Source organism: Acinetobacter tianfuensis (assembly GCF_003611465.1).
Lineage (GTDB): Bacteria > Pseudomonadota > Gammaproteobacteria > Pseudomonadales > Moraxellaceae > Acinetobacter > Acinetobacter tianfuensis.
The window spans coordinates 1-18,297 of record NZ_RAXV01000046.1; the positions used below are offsets into that span (position 1 = coordinate 1).

Here is an 18,297-nt window from a genome sequence, read left to right on the forward strand (position 1 = left end):
AACTTCAAATGCTAATCTAAGTATTTTGATTTTAACCATAACCAGCTGCATTAATATATTCACACACCTGCTTTATTTAATCGTATTTTTATAATTAAAATCATTGCAGCAACAAAACCATACAAACAAAAATCGAGTATTAAATAATTATTTTTATATATAAACAAACTTATATTTATTAATTATTCCCCCGCAAATTGGAAATAAAAGATGACTCAAAACAATATGATCAAACCTTTGGGACATTTGAAACCATTAAAAGAATTATTTTTACTGAACTGTAGGAACGTTTTACATATTATGGCATACAGTTCTTACACACCTTATATATGGCAAACTTGGCCCAGACCTTTCTGCTGAACAGTCTAATTGACTGCTTGCTGAAACAGCAGAGACTCCATCAGCCAGCCACCAAAATACGCTCACTGCTCAAGCGGATCCTTTATGAAAATGCAAACACCGCAAGAAAAATTATCATTGCTCAGAAAGCATATGCAGCAGTATCAAATTGATGCCTTTGTCGCGCTGAGCGCCGATCCGCACATGTCCGAATATTTGCCTGAATATTGGAAAGTCCGTCTATGGCTGACCGGTTTTACCGGTTCAGTCGGGACAGTCGCGGTAACGCAAGATTTTGCAGGCCTTTGGGTAGACGGCCGCTATTGGGTGCAAGCCGAACAGCAGCTGCAGCAGACAGGTTATGTGCTGCAAAAACAAACCCAAGATCCTGCCAGCAGCCATATCGCATGGCTGGCACAGTAGCTGAGTGCGGGTGCTAAAATCTCAGTTCTTGGTGAAAATACCTCTGTCCTGCAATATCAGGCTTTAGAGCAAATCGCTTTGCAGAAAAAACTGATTTTACAGACTCAGACCGATCTGATTACTGAAATCTGGACAGACCGCCCTGCACTGCCGCAGCAGCCAATTTGGCAAATGCAAGATGGTTTAAACACCCTCAGCCGCGCAGAAAAAATAACTGCCGTTCGAACAGCGCTGACAGCAAAGCAGGCTGAAGCGCACTTTATTTCAGCTGTCGATGATATTGCATGGCTGACCAACTGCCGCGGCAGTGACGTTGAATATAATCCTGTATTTTTGGCGCATCTATATATTGATCAAACACGTACGGTCTTATTCATCGATGCTGCAAAAATATCGGCTGCATTAATAAAAAAACTGCAATCAGATGATATTGAACTGCAGCCTTATGCCTGCAGCGAAGTTTTTCTCCATCAAGTGAAGCAGCAAAAAGTGCTGATTGATCCTGCAAAGGTTTCAGTTTTACATCTGCAGGCGCTGCAAAAGCACAATCAGATCATTTTTGATATTAACCCAAGCACCCTGCTTAAAGCTCAGAAATCTCCTGCTGAAATTGCGCATATACGCAATGCGATGACCAAAGACGGTGCTGCGCTCTGTCATTTTTTCCATTGGCTGGAAACCGTACTGGCAAATAATGATGCAATTGACGAATTAACCATTGATGAAAAAATCACTGCCTTCCGCGCTGAACAAGACGGTTTTATTGGACTAAGCTTTTCCACCATTGCAGGCTTTAATGCCAATGACGCCTTGCCGCACTACCGCGCAACGGCAGAAAGTTTCAGTACAATACAAGGTGACGGCCTGCTGCTGATTGATTCAGGCGCACAATACTGTGACGGCACAACCGACATCACCCGTGTAGTCCCTGTGGGCAGCCCAAGTACAAAACAAAAGCATGATTACACCTTGGTTTTAAAATGCCATATTGCACTTGCTGGCACAGTCTTCCCCGAAGGTATTGCTTCACCGCTGCTGGATGCGATTACCCGCCAAACTTTATGGAAGCATGGTTTAGATTACCGTCATGGCACTGGTCATGGCGTTGGCTTTGCACTAAATGTACATGAAGGGCCTCAAGTCATTTCCTATTACGCACCGCCAACTGCGCAAACACAAATGCGCGCAGGCATGATCACATCCAATGAACCTGGGCTATACCATGAAGGCCAATACGGCATCCGTATTGAAAACTTAGTTGTAAATCAGCCCTGCGAATTTGCAGACAGCACTTATGGCGCATTCTTAGCTTTTGAAACGCTAACCATGTGCCCAATTCATCCGCAATGCATTGTCCCTGAACTGCTGAACGAGCATGAAAAAGCTTGGCTGAATAGCTATCATCAAACTGTTCGGTCACGCCTTGCGCCGCATTTGCAGGGCGATGTGCTGAATTGGCTCATCCGCAATACACAGCCGATTTAAAGAAGCCTATTCACACCGCACGGCTGATTGCTTTAATAAAAAACACCCCATAAAATTGCAAAAAAAAGCCCCTGTTAAAAGGGCTTTTCCATACATCCATGCGCTAAGCTACAGTATCGTATTTATTCAAATCCAGCATTTTTAACTGATCACGCAGTGTCTGCAGCGACCAAGGCCATGCAGCAAAATTGCGTCCATTCTGATCAAGGTAATAGCTCGAACAGCCGCCTGCATTAAACACGGTTTTCTGTAAATTCGCTTGCACCCGCACATTATGGTAACGCAGTACATCTGGCTTAATTTCTATGCGTTTTAAGCCCTGCTGCTTCATTTTCAGCAAGCCGTCCACAATATAATTAATCTGCGCCTCAGCAATACCGATAAAAGAGTCATAAACCAAAATATTTGGCCCAAGCACCAAGAACGCATTTGGCACATTTTCAATACTCGTGCCCAAAAATGCTTCTGGGGAACTGTCTTTCCAAATATCCGCCAAGCGCTGCCCCTGACTGTTCCATACACGCTGTCCAATTGGAGGATGCGCCACTTCAAAGCCAGTACCTAAAATAATCACATCAACCTCAAAGCGCTCGCCATTGGCCGCAATCACTGTATTGCCGTCAATTTCCACTAAGCCATGCGGCACAAGATTGACATTTTCCTGCTGCAGCGCAGGATAGTAATTATTGGCAAACAATAAACGCTTACAGCCGATTGAAAAATTCGGTGTCACATTTTCACGCAGCACATCGTCTTTAATTTGCAATTTCAACAGCTGGCGGCCTAGGTAATTAACAGGCGCCAAAGCTTTTGGATGCCGCAGGCCAAAGTTAATACCGTTTAATATTTGCGACACACTGCCGCGCCAGCGCCGCTGCACGGAAGGAAAACGCTCGACCAATGCTTTGGCACGGTCATTCAGCGGCATATCCGCTTTTGGCAGCACCCAAGGCGCTGTACGCTGAAATACAATCAATTCTTTGGCCAAAGGCTGCACTTGCGGAATAAACTGAATCGCAGATGCGCCAGTACCAATCACCGCAATGCGTTTGCCTTTTAAATCATAATCATGATTCCAGCGAGCAGAATGGAACATTTCACCTTTAAAGCTTTCAATACCTTTAATTTTCGGCAAAGATGGCTCAGTAATCGGGCCTGTACTGAATATCACTGTTTTGGCCTGATATGGCCCTTGCGTGGTTTCAATCTTCCAGCGCTGCTGTGTCTCATCCCACTCAGCTTTTAACAGCTCATGCTGAAAGCGGATTTTTTCCTGCAAATTAAACTGCGCTACAACATTTTCCAAATAGCTTAAGATTTCTGGCTGCTTGGCAAATAAATGGCTCCACTTATGGCTTGGCGCAAATGAAAACGAATACAGCGCTGACGGTACATCGCAGCCGCAGCCCGGATAATTATTATCACGCCATGTCCCGCCTACACGCTCAGCCCTTTCCAGCACGATATAATCATCATAGCCTTCCTGCTGCATTTTATGCGCCGCTGCAATACCTGAGATACCCGCACCAATCACAATCGTGTCATAACAATGCACAGGCGCTTCGGCTTTGGCCGTTTTAACACTGCGCGCTTTCGCTTTAGGCTTTTGCGCTGCGGGCTGTTCAGTTGACTCATTCTTACTTTCGGCTTGATCCAATTCAGGTAAATCTTGTGCTGTATCCAGCTGAGTATCCATATTCATATTCGTCACTTTTTATTTTGTTAATTTACTAAAGATGGGATATCCCATACCTAAAAGATTGATATACATGCTTGGCGAAGCGCGTTTCAGCCACCAAAACAGCTTAGCGTCTGGCTGCGGAATAGTGTACAGCTTGCCCGCATCCAGCTGACTTAAGGTTTTCCGCACCACTTCTTCACTGGTGGTAAAAGCATGGTTCATTAAAAGCTTATCGGCTAAGCCTGAATAACGGCTTGGCAGGCGGCCATTTTTCATAATATTGGTCGGCACAAGTGTCGGACACAGTACGTTAACGCGAATATTTGCAGAGCGAAGCTCTGATGCCAAGGTTTCAGACAACGCTAAAACGCTAGATTTTGTGACGTTATACGCCGTCATTTCAGGCGCTGCGGTATAGCCTGCAGCCGAAGCGACATTAATAATTGCGCCGCCGCCATTTTGCTTCAGCTTCGGCACAAAGTAGTGGCAGCCATGAATGACACCCCACAAATTGACATGCATGCACCACTGCCAGTCTTCTAAGCTGACTTCTTCAAACTTGCCGCCTAAGCCTACACCTGCATTGTTAATGACCAATGTGACTGCATGACCGAGCAGCTGCTCAGCCTGATCCGCCAATGCCTGCACCGATGCTTTATCACCCACATCGCACTGCACTGCATATGCATGTGACGAGGTGACAGACTGAATTAAATCTGCAGTTTCCTGCGCAGCCTGCAAGTTAATGTCTGCACAAACAATGTCTCCGCCGCGCCGCGCCAATTCCAGCGCAAAACTGCGTCCTATGCCGCTGCCTGCGCCTGTCACCACTGCATAGGCATTTTTGCTTGGCTGCAGCTTTTTACGAAATAAACCCATGTTTTCTTCCTTATTTTTATACTTTTAGCGCTGGGGTAAATTCTTTTGTGAAATACGGCGTTAAAACCCCTGTTTCAGGATGCAGCAGGCGCTCTTTGTAATATTCCAAGAATACAGTTGTATCATGGTCATTCGGGTGGAAGCTTGGGCGCATATAATCAAAAATATGCGCAATGCTGCTGCCGTATACGCCATCTTTTAAACCGAAGATTAGCTGAAAGCTGCGCGGCACATCTTTCCAATAACTCCAGCTCACCAAGTTTGATGGCTTACGATAAAATGGCACCATAACCGAACCAACTGAAATCAGCCCTAAAATTGTAATTAATGCAGGGAAAAAACCTGCCATACGCAGCGCATAATTGTTTGATAAGGTCTGAAATACATCAAAGGCAATATCTTTATGTTCTGATTCTTCCAGCATGTGCCACATCCAAATTGCACGCTGTTTTTCATCTGTCGAACCAAAAAATATCTCTTCATGGTTCATCATGTACTCGGCCAATACCGCGGTAAAATGTTCAATTGCAGCCATTAAAGACAATTTCATTGGCTGCGGCATACGTTCAAATCCATATTCAAATACGTAATGCTCTAATTTTCTAAACAGTTTTACTGGCAGCCCGCGCACCAAATAGGCTTCATTCAGTTCTTCATGCATACGGGAGTGAATCGCCTCTTGGCCAATGAGCGAGGTGACACGCTGCTTCAGCAAAGGATCATCAATAAAGTCACGGTGATAACGCGCAGTATCAATCACCAGATCTTCACCGCGTGTCAAAAAGATAGACAAAGACGCAAAGTAAGCGCTGGCCAGCTCTGCATTCATATAGAATTTTTCGTCAATTTTTTCAGGTTCAAAATCGAACTTCATATGACGGATCGGAATGCTTGTAGACTGCTTAGCCGCATCAAACTGCGCAGGGGCAAAAATCTGGCTGAGTTTAGTTTTAATTGGGTCAAAAAATTGCATAGCTCTTACTCTTTTTTTAATGTGCATTCGACATGCAAATACAAACTGAGTTCTTCAAAAGCTCAGCGGGTTCATTAAAAAATAAGCGAAGTAAAATATGATGCCATTTGCCAAAATGGACATTGAATTGGCAATTTTTACCTAATCTAGACTTTGTCTGACAATATTTTAAACAATCAGGCTGATTGCGCCAGATTGTTATCAGTTGAGGTCAACTGCTGATTTTCACTAAAAATTTATAAGAGCAGCGCATGCTAAAATCCAGTCCAAAGTGAATGCATACGCTAAGCCTATGAAGACTGCAGCTCAATCACCTTGCCAGAACTAGACTGATAGACCCACTGGTGATCAAATAAGCCCTTATCTAAATGATCTAAACGAAAACTGCCAATAGCGACTGCATAAAAACCTGTACCGCGCTGCCTGAAACACTCAACCTGTTCCATCAGCTCTATACTGAGCTGCCCCATAATAAAGTCTGAAATGACAGCAATATCGGCATTTTGAAATTCGGGACTCTCCAGCATGCCAATAGCATGCTCCATGGCTGGAATAATATCAGTCCCGCCATGAAAAGACTGACTGAGAAAATGAATCAGATCATCTAAGCCCTGACGCGTCTGCAGCGACAAAGCGGTCAGATGAGTCGAAAAATTAATTAAATACATTGGGCGCTTTTCACGCATAGCCTGCACACCTAAGTACAGGCACATGGCTTTTGAGATCAGCTCTGGCTGGCCATGCATCGAACCGCTGGTATCTAAGCAGACAATCATCGGCCCCTTCTGGCCTAACTGTTTTTTTGGATGCTTGGGATCATCCAGCACCTTCCCCGCCTGCTGCCCCTGCAGATGAAAACTCATGATATTCGATTCAAGGTATTTCAAATCAAAGAGAATTTGCAGATCAGGATCTGCCAGCTGCGCCAGCTCATTTGGCAAAGCCCAGCCCAAATCCTGCCCCAGCTGTATACCTGCAATTTCCTCACTGGCCTGCTGCCTGATCAGCTGTTCAGGCGGCGTATGAATTTTAGCGGCCAATGCTTTACGCGGATAGCGCGAAGGCTGCGCCGAACCCAGCAGCCGGCATAATCTTTTCAGCTCTGCATCTCCATCAAGATACAGACTCCACTCTTCAAAGCTCTGTACATCCTGCGCTGTCAATTTTCCGCTGGAATAATCTATAAAAATGCCAGTATCTGCACCCAGAGTTTCATTGTGCCTCGACATTTTCTGCAATGATGCCAAGAAGTCTTTAATTTCCTCCAAAAAAGCATCACGCATTTGCGCCAGCTGCTCAAACTCCCAATGTGTAACAGCTTCCGTCAGCTTTCGCTGCCACTTCTCTTTTAACAGCTGAAACTGCAGCAGCGCAGAAGATGCGCTTCCCTGCTGCAGCTGATATTGCCAAAAGTCACTCAGTTCAGGCAGACCCATTTGCTGGGTAAAAGCCTGATACTGTTCCAGCATTTGCTGAAACTGCTCAGCACTCACCTGATCCAAAGCCAGCCATTTTTCCAACTGTTCCGCCGCCAGCTGATAAGGATGCTGCGTATCTAAATTATTTTTCGCCTGATAGGCCCATTCCTGTACACGTTCGTCCAGCCGCTGCGCAACCTTATGCTCACCCAGCCAATGTTTTAAACTCGATTGGCGCAAGTCGCTGTATAACTGTTCTGTCAGATGAGCGATGGATGCATAGGTCTGTTTTGATGCTGCAGACTTCAGCTTTGACATAACTGTTCCAAACGTAAACAATCTTGCTGCTGTAAAGCAAAACGCTCTAAGCGCTGTGTCATCTGCAGCTGCGTACGCTGTATATCAGCCTGCTCTACAAATGCAGACTCAAAAGCCGCCGCTTCATGCTGAAAGCGCAATTTTTGCTGTACATAATCAGCTTCTATGCGTGCTTTTAAATCCAATACAGACTGTTTTAATTCCTCTGTTTGCGCTGCACTCACCTGTGCGCGCCGGCTGCCTTTCGGATGTTTAATATACGGCGAAACCGCTTCTTCCAAACCGTAGTAGCCGCCTTTTAAAGTGCATAAACGCGTGCCATTATAATTACAGACAATCCCCCTAACTTCTTCACCAGCCGCATCTGCAGCAAAGAAATCCTGCTTTGTGCCCATTTTATTCAGCTCTAAATACATCGGCTTATCTTTATAGTACTGATCTAAATTAGTGACCGCGCGCAGGTATTCCTTTTCGCCAATCACATAACTTTCATATACGTCATCGGTATAGTAAAAAACATTTAAAATCTGCTGTTCGAGCTGTTCTTTTTCCTGAATCAGCGCCTCCAGCTGTGAATTAAACAGCAAGCCCGCCTCATCTACAGCATCATTCACCGCTTGTTCCAGCCAGCTAATTTCTTCTATTTGACTCCACAGGCAATGTTTTAAAATATGCAGATCTGCCAGCAGCACTTGCTCACGCTGATCTAAAAAGGCAGCAGCTTTGAGTAAATAAGCAGCCCGCTGCCAGCGGCGGTCAGATACATAAATCTGGTGATCTTCAAAACTATGCTTTAAACGCAGGCGGATATCATCAAATACAGCGAGCACACGCTCAGGCAATTGCACCTCATGCATTTGCATACGCCAGTCTTGCAGTTCCTGTTTTTTAATTTTCAAGCTGCTGTCTATATCTAGTTTGGCTTGTGCGGGTTTCGACTGCAGCAAGGCATGAAAATGATGCGCTTGCGCAATTGGCGCGACTACCAAACGCATAATAAAACGGTCATATAAGGCATCCAGTCCTTGATCGGGCTCTGGTATTTCATTTGATGCGCTCATTAAGACTTTCAGCGGCACTTGCTGAATCAAATCACCATTTTTAAAGGTTTTTTCATTCACCAAAGTCAGCAAGGTATTTAAAATCGCGGGACTGGCCTTCCAAATTTCATCTAAAAAAGCAAAATCCGCCCGCGGCAAATAATGTTCTGTTTTACGGATATACTGATCTTCTTTAAGCGCCTTAATAGAAACTGGGCCAAAGATTTCTTCAGGCGTACTAAAACGGTTCATCAGATATTCAAAATACTCAGACACTTCAAAGGCGCTGGCAATACGGCGTGAGATCAGGCTTTTGGCTGTGCCCGGCTGACCATACAAAAAAGTATTCATCCCCGCTGCACCTGCCAGCAGGCTTAATGCGATAATATGCTGACGCTCATACATCTGATCACTAATGGCTGAAATAAGTGTGTGAATGCGCGTTTTCATATACCGTAAACCTGAATTGAATAACGCTATTGTAACTTTCAAGCGCCATAGATGAAACCGCCGGCCCTTGCATGTTCCGCGTGCAGACTGCTATTAATAGCTAAAACTTTACTCTGGAATACATGCCTGCGCTATGCTGCCTCTTCTCCCCATATTGTTAAACTTGCTGAAGCTGGAAGAATTTAAATGCCGCCCGCTGACCGAAGGTGAAATTCACTTATGCAAATGTGTATTTGGCGAGCTGATTGATTACAGCACAGTGCGCATCATGAATCAGCCTTTTATTCCATGGCAAAGCCAGCATGCAGTCATGGCCCCCAGCGGCTATATTCATGCACTCAATCTGCATTATAAAAATGATTATGCTAAAGAAAGCACCGCCTATCAGGCGCTGCTGATCCATGAAATGGCGCATATTTATCAATACCAGCACGGTGTCAACGTGCTGGTACGCGGCGCAATATTGCAAAGCGCATTTTTTATAAGCCTGCGCACATACAATCCCTATCACTACACTTTAAAGCCCAATAAAAGCTTTGCCGACTACAACATTGAACAGCAGGGCGACATTGCGCGTGATATTTTCTTAAAAAAAATACCCAATATTATTTTGCACCCTGAACTTGCGCCATTTTGAATTAAAATTCAATGTAAAACTTTGAAAATAAAAAATATTTAAACTACTGATAATACTATCAAAAAACAATCTGTATTTAATTTAAGCAAATTTAAAGCTTGATATGCCAGATTTAGCATCAATATTGATTTATAAGCAGCGCTGAATGATGAAATGTATTGTAATTGCGATAATTAAGCTCTCGCTTCTAATGCAATTTCAGCTAAAATAGCCGCGTCTTAAAATTTTGCGCTGCTGAAAGTTTTTCGCACAAACATAAATTATGTTTTTATTTGCGCCTTTAAGTCAGTATTTTTAGTATCCAAGTACACTTGGCTGAATAATTACAACTATATAAATCAGCAATTTATGTGTATTCACCTATTAGGATAGGATTTATTTGGAATGAATAGTTTTAAAATTGCGCTAGCCCAATTTTCTCCGCATATTGGAAACATCGAAGCCAACACAGCAAAAATGCTGGAGCAAGCCAGCGAAGCTAAAAAACAGAATGCCGATATCATTGTTTTTCCAGAACTGTCAACGCTAGGCTACCCTGCTGAAGACCTTTTGCTGCGTCCAAGTCTAAACAAGCGCACACAGCTTGCTTTCCAGCAGCTGGCTGAAATTAAAGATATTGTTTTGGTATTCGGTTTTGTAAATACCACTGAAGACGGCCACCGCTACAATGCTGCAGCGGTAATGAAAGACGGGCAGGTACTGGGTGTTTATAACAAACAGAATCTGCCGAACTACAGCATATTTGATGAAAAACGCTACTTTGCAGAAGGCCGCCAGCATTTAGTCTTCGAATATCTCGGCCATAAATTTGGTGTGCTGATTTGTGAAGATGTATGGTCTTTACCGACAGTACAGCAATTAGCGCAGCTGAATGTCGAAACTGCATTGGTTTTAAATGCATCTCCTTATGAAGTCGGCAAACCGCAGCACCGTATTGACACCATGAGCGCCTTGGTAAAACAGTTAAATATCAATCTGGTTTACTGTAACCAAGTCGGCGGTCAAGACGATCTTATCTTTGACGGCACAAGCTTTGTTATGGGCAAAGACGGCAAAGTAGCGGCTCAAGCGCCTAGTTTCAAAGAAGAATTATTCTTTGCTGAATTTGATAAAGATCAAAAAGCCTACAAAACTGGCAGCATTGCGCCTTGCTTAGAAACTATGGCTGAAATTTACCAAAGCCTTGTTTTAGCAACACGCGACTATGTGCAGCGCTCAGGCTTTAAAGGCGTAATCCTTGGCCTATCTGGCGGTATTGACTCTGCGTTGACACTTGCAATTGCTGCAGATGCCATTGGCCCAGAAAAAGTACAGGCTGTGATGATGCCTTATACTTATACAGCTCAAATCAGTGTAGAAGATGCTGCTGAACAAGCGAAAAATATGGGGATTACATTCGGCATTGCTGAAATTAATCCAATCGTGAACAGCTTTATGCAAACGCTTTATCCATTCTTTGGCAATGCGCCGGCAGATGCGACTGAAGAAAACCTGCAAGCGCGCTCACGCGGCACATTGCTTATGGCGCTTTCAAACAAGTTTGGCAATTTAGTCCTTTCTACAGGCAATAAATCTGAACTGTCTGTCGGTTACTGCACGCTTTACGGCGACATGGTCGGCGGTTTTGCTGTACTTAAAGATGTGTACAAAACCATTGTGTTTGAATTGGCGAAATACCGTAACAGCATTGCGGAATCACCAGTCATTCCAGAACGCGTGATTACCCGTCCGCCTTCTGCTGAGCTGCGTCCAGATCAAACTGACCAAGACTCACTGCCAGCTTATGATGTATTGGATGCTATTCTGTATTCATATATTGAAGAAGACATGAGCCAAGACGACATCATTGCAAAAGGCTTTGATCCTGAAGTCGTAGCAAAAGTGATCCGTCTTGTAGACTTCAATGAATATAAACGCCGCCAAGGCGCAATTGGCCCGCGCATCAGCTCACGCGCATTTAGCCGTGAACGCCGCTATCCAATTGTCAATGGCTGGAAACCAGGCATCTAATCAGTCTGTATTGCCCAAAAAACCCAAACTTAAAGTTTGGGTTTTTTATTCGGGATCTTTAATTAAAAGATCATTCCAGTAAATCTAGGCCGCTATTTACATACATAGCATCAAATTGATATTTTTTACGCACAAAAAAAGAGACCAAGCTGAGAGCTTGGTCTTTAAAAATGGTGGCTATGACGAGACTTGAACTTGTGACCCCCGCATTATGAGTGCGGTGCTCTAACCAACTGAGCTACATAGCCGTAAACTGTGTGCGCATTATCTAAATTTACTTAAGCACCGTCAAGCATTTTTACACACAAATGTTCAGTCTTTAGGCAAAATAGCGCTGTTAAATTATTTTTTGTACAAATAAAGCTTAAAATACTGTGTTTTTCACATTTTTATTTATAAATTGGATGTTTAGACCCGCTGGAATGAAAAGATGAAAACAATACTTACTGCAGGCTTACTGCTCTGCCTGAGCGGCTGCCAGCTTATCTCGCCGATTTTTGTAAATTATAACGGTGTACGCAGAGATGTCGCAACGTGGATTAACCAGCAGACTTTGCTTAGCATGCAGCAAAAACGCAGCTTGGCTCAACTCAGCCGCGCACAGCAGCAGCTGAGAAATTTTCCGGCCAAAGACCCGCAAACTCAGCTGGCCATTGCAAAGCAAAATCAAATTGCGCTGTATTGTGCCAATCAGCATGTCAGCGCTAAAAAAATTAAGCAGCTGAAGGACAGAGTTTTTGATGAAGAGCAAGCACAGATTTTACAGCAATATGAACAATTAGCGCCAAAAATCAAGCTCGACAGCACGGCGCTGCAGTGTGAATAAAGCGTATTTTTAGCTGTATATTTCCTCTGCAGCCCTCTTGCTGCATTCAGCCATTTTTCTTTGGCAGCAAATTGCTGCCAAAACGCCGTTTTTATAAGAAAAATCAAATATAAGCTTTTCAATTTTCTTATTTTATTCAAAAAATATCCCTATGAATTTACTGGGTTTTATTTATACAAAAAAAGCGTTATGCTCAAAAGACAATGTAGAAAATCACATTATTCTAAATCCATAATTTTTATCAGGAGTATTCGCCATGTCATTTCAGAATATTTTAGTTCCTGTAGACGGTTCATCAACTTCATATGCTGCGGTAGATAAAGCCGTGGAGTTTGCTAAAGCTTTTAACAGCAAAATCACTTTGGTGCAGGTACTTGCGCTTGATCCTTATATCGCAGCGGAATATATCAGCGCATCGCAAACCAATGACCTGATTGAACGTGCGCGTACATCTATCGAAAAAACGCTGCAAGAAGCGCTGCAGAAATTTGAAGGTACAGGACTGCAAGTCGAAACTAAACTGCTGGAAGGCCAAGTGGTCCATGCAGAAATTGCTAAAGCTGCCGCAGATCTGAATGCAGATCTGATTATTATTGGCTCACACGGCCGTACAGGCTTGAAGAAATTCTTCCTCGGCAGTGTAGCGCAAAGCGTATTAGGTTCTTCTGATGTGCCTGTATTGATTGTGCGCAAATAACCGTTTGCTAAACACTTTCAACTCCAAATATAAAAAACCTTCCTCCTCAGGAAGGTTTTTTATTCACCCAGCCATTGATAGCGTTTTAAATTAACTCTGCCCGCCACAACAGCAATCCCTTCTTCCAGCAATTTCTGCTGCTGACGGTTCAGCCCATACTCATCTAAATCATTCAAGCTTAACTGGCCTTGCGCGTTAATCACCCGATGCCACGGAATATCACTGCTGCTGTCCAAATGCTTCAGCACATAGCCCACCATGCGCGCATGTTTAGGCAAGCCTGCCATTTTTGCTATTTGCCCATAACAGGCCACTTTTCCATATGGAATCAGCTGAATAACCTGCAATATTTGTATCGCCAGTTCCTGATTAACTTTGGGCATATATACATCATTCCATAAAAAAGAGAGCCCTAGGGCTCTCTTTTATTGTAATGCTTGTGCTGCTTTAGGCAATTAGAAAATCAAATGATTGTTGTCCAAAAGTTCTTGCAGCGTTACATCTGTATTTTTCAGTGTAAGCAGCTCTGTCTTCGCATAAGACGTATGGTTTGAACCGTCACGGTCAATGCTGATAATTGTATTGCCATGACCGTCTTTTTCAACCGAGACAAAGTTTGCAATATTCGATTTATCAACAGTCTGACCTTGAAGAAGCGCACTGATGTCAATTTTATCGCCATCTGTTTTCTTGAAGTCAGTCCATGTGTCATGGCCATTTCCGCCCGTCGCTTCAGCAGTATTCAACAGTTTGAAGATGACTGTATCAGCGCCGCCATTGGTTGTGTATGTGTCATTACCTCCAGAGCTTGTAATCACGTCAGCACCGTTGCTGGTGTTGTACACAAGGCCAGAATTAATAGTCAAATGCGCAACCGATTCATCGCCATTTGGCGCAACCAGTTTATAGCTGAAGTCTTCAAATGCGCCAGCTGCCGCTTTCCCGTCTGCAGCAGTATATGTATAGCTGCCGTCAGACTTAACGGTAAGATTGCCATGCTTCCCAGCAACAGTAATACCTGTTGAAGTCACTGCTTTGTATGTCAAGCCGCCATCATTAGAGATATACAAGTCTGTGTATTTAGATGCAAGAACATCTGTACCATGACCATCGTTATCTGTAATTAGGTTACCTTTAGTTTGTGCAGAGCCTGACGTTACAGTGAAATCATTCAGATCAATCACACTGCGTGTAATCGTTGCATTTACGCTGCCAAACAAACTCACACCTTTGTTCGTCACTGACTCAATGACATAAGAACCAGCTTTCAAACCGCTCACACTCAACGAGTTGCCGTTTGGCAAGATGCCAATCACATCAACCAATGTGCTTGATGCTGTTGTGGCGATCAGTTTGCCAGTCACTTTGTCGCGGATATTGATGGTTGTAGAACCAAGCAATGAAATCAGCTGAGTAGAACCGAAACTGATATTGAGGTTCTCAATCGTATCTTTCGCAACAACGATATCAGTTGAGCCCGCTTTAGAACCGCCGAGGCCAAAACCCCAGTTATACGAAATTGATTTCGTTGCGCCAGCAGAGATTGCATTCGAAGCCTGCAAACCAATTGTATCCACATTATCCGTTGCAGCAACTGTTGTTGCATCAACTTTAGGATCGGCATCATTCCACTTAACCGCCAGATCACTTTGCGTACCGATATGAATAATCAGGTTCGCAGTATCTGTTTTACCTGTCGCTGGGTCGGTCACTGTGTAACTGAACACTTCAGACTTGCCGATATTCGCAACATTTGCATTTGGCTTGTAGGTATACGAACCGTCTTTAGCGATCGTTAATGTACCGTGATCACCAACAATGGTCGTTGTGCCAGCCGCATTTAGCGCTTGACCATTTACAGCAGTTACTGTTGTACCCGCTGGCACAGCATCTTTGCCATATACACCGTCTGCATCTGTTACAACGTTGCCAGATTTTTCTGTTACACCAGAAACCACTGGGTCTTTAGATGTATCTGTAACTTGCAATGATAAGTTTGCTGTTGTACTTGTGAATGCACCAAGAGCAGAACCGCCTGTGAACTCAAATACATATTTGCCTGATGACAGGTTATTCACTTTCACTTGCGTACCTTCACCGAAGATACCCAGCAAATCAAATAAACCCGCGTCTTTATTTGAACCTAACAGGGTTTTCGAACCATCCGCATTGACTTTATAAAGCTTCATTACAGCTTGGTCGAACAAGTTGATCAGTGAACCTGTATTCACAGTAATTGTTGCATTACCAACTTCACCTTCACCAACACTGAATGTACCTGAATAAGTTTTGCTGCCAATGTTAAGAATAGACGATTCACTGAATAGCTTACTTGTACGAACAGCTGTTACTGGATATTCAAAGTTAATGCCTGCATCAACCAAGTTGTCCACTGCATCAACTTTCACATCAGGAGCTTTCGCACCAGTTTTGCCAGATTCACCGCCGCCGTCACTTGCGCTTACAAGTAAAGTCTGCGCATCTGTATAAGCCGATGGCAATTTAATGCTGTATTTGCCATTTGCATCAGACGTGCCTTGTGCAATCAGTATTGTACCGTTCGGCGCATAAATTTTGATGACTGAATTCGCTTCAGCATCACCAGAAATCGTGTTGCCTGTACTGTCAAATGCTGCTGTAGGCGCATTTGGCGCATACAAGTCAGGCGCTTGAGCTGGAGTTGCAAGCGATTCGCCGCCAGCATCTTTCGCTGTCACTTTAACAGTTTCACCGTCTACAAGTGCAGGGTTAAGAGGCGCTGTATATTTGCCGTCAGCACCCGCAACAGCTGTGCCGATAACCGTTGTGCCTTTGCTGCCGCCATATATTTGAACGATTGCATTTGGCTCAGTTACACCAGACACTGATTTACCGTCCGCAGCCACTTGTGCTGTCGGCGCATCTGGCGCATATAGATCTGGCGCTGCAGCTGTAATCGGAGCAGATTCACCGCCTGGATCTTTCGCTGTCACTTTAACGTTCTCGCCGTCTACTTGAGCTGGCTGAAGCGTTACAGAGTATTTACCTGAAGCATCTGCTGTACCTGTACCCAGAACCGTTTTACCGTCTTCTTTATACACAGTCACTGCAGAGCCTGGCTGAGCGGTACCAGTCACGAAGCCGCCAGTTTGCGGGTCTACTTGCGCAGTTAGGATGCTTGGTACTGATGTATCTGCTAATTCATCTGTTGCTTTGCCTGTATTGCCTGCTTTGTCTGTTGCAGCAGCAGTATATGTGCCGTCAGCAGCTGTAGCTGGAACTGTTGCAGTATAAGAGCCGTCCGGATTAACCGTTACAGGAATGTCTTTACCGTTTGGATCTTTCAGCGTCACAGTCGCGCCAGGCTCTGTTTTACCCGTCACAGTTGCTGTACCGTCTGCATTTGAAACCAAATCCACTGTAATTGCAGGCGCAAGATTGTCATCAAGCACATCAGTTGCTGTACCTGAATTTCCTGCTGGATCAGTTGCTGTTGCTGTGTAAGCACCTTCAGGTGCTGGAGCAGGAACAGCTGCTGTAAATGTACCGTCTGGGTTCACTGTTACAGGAATATTCTGACCATTCGGATCTTTCAGCGTTACTGTAGAACCCGGCTCTGTTTTACCTGTTACGGTCGCTGTACCGTCTGGGTTTGGAACAACGTCCAGACCAACAATAACTGGAGCAACTTGGTCATCCAAATCAGCTGATGCAGATGCTTTATTTCCAACTGCATCTGTCGCGGCTGCGGTGTATGTGCCTTCTGCTGCAGGTGCTGGAGCAACTGCGCTGAATGTGCCGTCTGCATTTACAGTAACCGTCAAGTCATTGCCGTTCGGATCTTTCACTGTTACGGTCGCGCCTGGTTCTGCTTTACCTGTTACAGTTGCAGTACCGTCTGAATTTGCAGTCACAGTTAATGCATCAAGCTGTGCAACAGTATCTACAGTTACGCTTGTAGAATCTGGCGCGCTCAAGTTGCCTGCACGGTCTTTCGCTACCGCTTCTACGGTATATGTGCCGTCAGCAAGATTAGGCGCTGTATATGTCCAGCTGCCGTCTGCCGCAACAACTGCAGCGCCCGTTGCAAGCACTTTGCCTGAGGCATCTTTAACCGTCACTGTTACCGCTGCATTCGCTTCAGTTTTACCAGAGAAGCTTGGTGTTGCATCATTTACTGCACCTGCATCATCAATATCAACCGTAGGTTTAACGGTATCAATAATGAATTTGATATTCGCTGGCGCACTTGTTGCTCCATATGCATCTTTCGAAATGGCTTCTAAACGGAACTGGCCATCTGCAAGCGGTTTAGACGGTGTGTATGACCAGCGGCCTGTTGACAGATTCAATGTCGCCAAACCTGATTCAACTAGATTATTTGAAGAATCATAAATATTGATTTTCACTTCCACACTGTTCATCGATGAACCATTGAAAGTTTGTTTCGGGTTATTTGTCGCTGGCGGCAATGGCTCAGAAGCCAACGCTGTGCGCGCAAATTTCATCATTGGCTCAGCAGCTGGAGCTGCAGCAAAGAAGTCAAATGGATCAATTTCAACTGTAGGAAGTGTAATATCGCCTTTTGCACTTGCACCCATACCGGTATTACCCGCTGTATCGGTGTACTTGCCATCCAGAATTGAAACTTCAACATATTGCGTTGCAGCATTGCCATTCGCCTTGATCAGCGCTGTCCATTGCGTTGGAGATACCTGAACGAAATTCGTTAATGTACCGCCAAGCATATCAACATCAGAAATATCAAAGCCTTTGACTGGTTCGCTAAAGTTAATCACCAGCTCACCATTCACATTAAATGATAGAGAAACACTTGGGCTAATATTGTCATCCAATGCATCTGTACCTGTGCCGATATTGCCTGCTTTATCCGTTGCAGTTGCGGTATACACGCCTTCTGTTGCTGGCGCTGGAACTGTTGCTGTGTATGAACCGTCTGGGTTTACTGTTACTGGAACAGTGTTGCCTGATGGATCTTTCACCGTCACTGTCGCGCCCGGCTCTGTTTTACCCGTCACTGTTGCTGTGCCGTCTGCATTTGGCGTTACATCGACAGTCACCACTGGTGCAACCTTGTCATCCAGTACATCTGTACCTGTGCCGATATTGCCTGCTTTATCT

The 18,297-nt window shown here is 44.4% G+C and carries 11 protein-coding genes, 1 tRNA gene and 1 pseudogene; 5 read left to right on the plus strand and 8 right to left on the minus strand.

Going from position 1 to position 18,297, the window contains the following annotated elements; all coding sequences use genetic code 11:
• Nucleotides 1-444: 444 nt before the first annotated feature.
• Nucleotides 445-2,247 (plus strand): annotated as a pseudogene (locus tag D7V32_RS15510) (aminopeptidase P family protein).
• 103 nt (nt 2,248-2,350) lie between these two features.
• Here D7V32_RS15510 and D7V32_RS15515 read toward each other — a convergent pair.
• The 5 genes from D7V32_RS15515 to D7V32_RS15535 all read right to left on the minus strand — a co-directional run bounded on the left by D7V32_RS15515 (nt 2,351) and on the right by D7V32_RS15535 (nt 9,006).
• Nucleotides 2,351-3,949 carry a flavin-containing monooxygenase gene (locus D7V32_RS15515; protein WP_120403735.1) on the minus strand — a complete coding sequence of 533 codons (1,599 nt, stop codon included), beginning with the start codon at nt 3,947-3,949 and terminating at the stop codon, nt 2,351-2,353.
• Between the two features lie 12 nt (nt 3,950-3,961).
• Nucleotides 3,962-4,807: an SDR family NAD(P)-dependent oxidoreductase gene (locus tag D7V32_RS15520; protein WP_120403736.1), complete on the minus strand. Its 846-nt coding sequence runs from the start codon at nt 4,805-4,807 to the stop codon at nt 3,962-3,964.
• 16 nt (nt 4,808-4,823) lie between these two features.
• Nucleotides 4,824-5,780 carry a metal-dependent hydrolase gene (locus tag D7V32_RS15525; RefSeq protein WP_120403737.1) on the minus strand — a complete coding sequence of 319 codons (957 nt, stop codon included), beginning with the start codon at nt 5,778-5,780 and terminating at the stop codon, nt 4,824-4,826.
• 290 nt (nt 5,781-6,070) lie between these two features.
• Complete coding sequence (locus D7V32_RS15530) at nt 6,071-7,516, minus strand: VWA domain-containing protein (RefSeq protein WP_120403738.1); 1,446 nt, start codon at nt 7,514-7,516, stop codon at nt 6,071-6,073.
• Nucleotides 7,504-9,006 (minus strand): AAA family ATPase, encoded by a 1,503-nt coding sequence (locus D7V32_RS15535; RefSeq protein WP_120403739.1) that lies wholly within the window; start codon nt 9,004-9,006, stop codon nt 7,504-7,506. The genes D7V32_RS15530 and D7V32_RS15535 overlap by 13 nt, the downstream gene beginning before the upstream one ends.
• A 133-nt stretch (nt 9,007-9,139) precedes the next feature.
• Between D7V32_RS15535 and D7V32_RS15540 the strand changes: the two genes are divergently transcribed.
• Both D7V32_RS15540 and D7V32_RS15545 read left to right on the plus strand, forming a co-directional pair.
• Nucleotides 9,140-9,643: a hypothetical protein gene (locus D7V32_RS15540; RefSeq protein ID WP_120403740.1), complete on the plus strand. Its 504-nt coding sequence runs from the start codon at nt 9,140-9,142 to the stop codon at nt 9,641-9,643.
• Between the two features lie 384 nt (nt 9,644-10,027).
• The gene (locus D7V32_RS15545) at nt 10,028-11,653 is read left to right on the plus strand and encodes an NAD+ synthase (RefSeq protein ID WP_120403741.1); all 1,626 of its coding nucleotides are present in this window, start codon (nt 10,028-10,030) and stop codon (nt 11,651-11,653) included.
• A 171-nt stretch (nt 11,654-11,824) separates the two neighbouring features.
• Here D7V32_RS15545 and D7V32_RS15550 read toward each other — a convergent pair.
• Nucleotides 11,825-11,901 (minus strand) — tRNA-Met (locus tag D7V32_RS15550).
• A gap of 182 nt (nt 11,902-12,083) precedes the next feature.
• Between D7V32_RS15550 and D7V32_RS15555 the strand changes: the two genes are divergently transcribed.
• On the plus strand, nt 12,084-12,479 hold the full coding sequence (locus D7V32_RS15555; RefSeq protein WP_120403742.1) for a hypothetical protein: 396 nt from the start codon (nt 12,084-12,086) through the stop codon (nt 12,477-12,479).
• Between the two features lie 256 nt (nt 12,480-12,735).
• Complete coding sequence (locus tag D7V32_RS15560; protein ID WP_120403743.1) at nt 12,736-13,176, plus strand: universal stress protein; 441 nt, start codon at nt 12,736-12,738, stop codon at nt 13,174-13,176.
• 59 nt (nt 13,177-13,235) lie between these two features.
• Here the strand turns inward: D7V32_RS15560 and D7V32_RS15565 are convergent, their stop codons facing one another.
• Nucleotides 13,236-13,559: an MGMT family protein gene (locus D7V32_RS15565; protein WP_120403744.1), complete on the minus strand. Its 324-nt coding sequence runs from the start codon at nt 13,557-13,559 to the stop codon at nt 13,236-13,238.
• Nucleotides 13,560-13,631: 72 nt separating this feature from the next.
• A partial coding sequence (locus D7V32_RS15570; RefSeq protein WP_120403745.1) for a BapA/Bap/LapF family large adhesin occupies nt 13,632-18,297 on the minus strand: 4,666 nt, incomplete at its 5' end.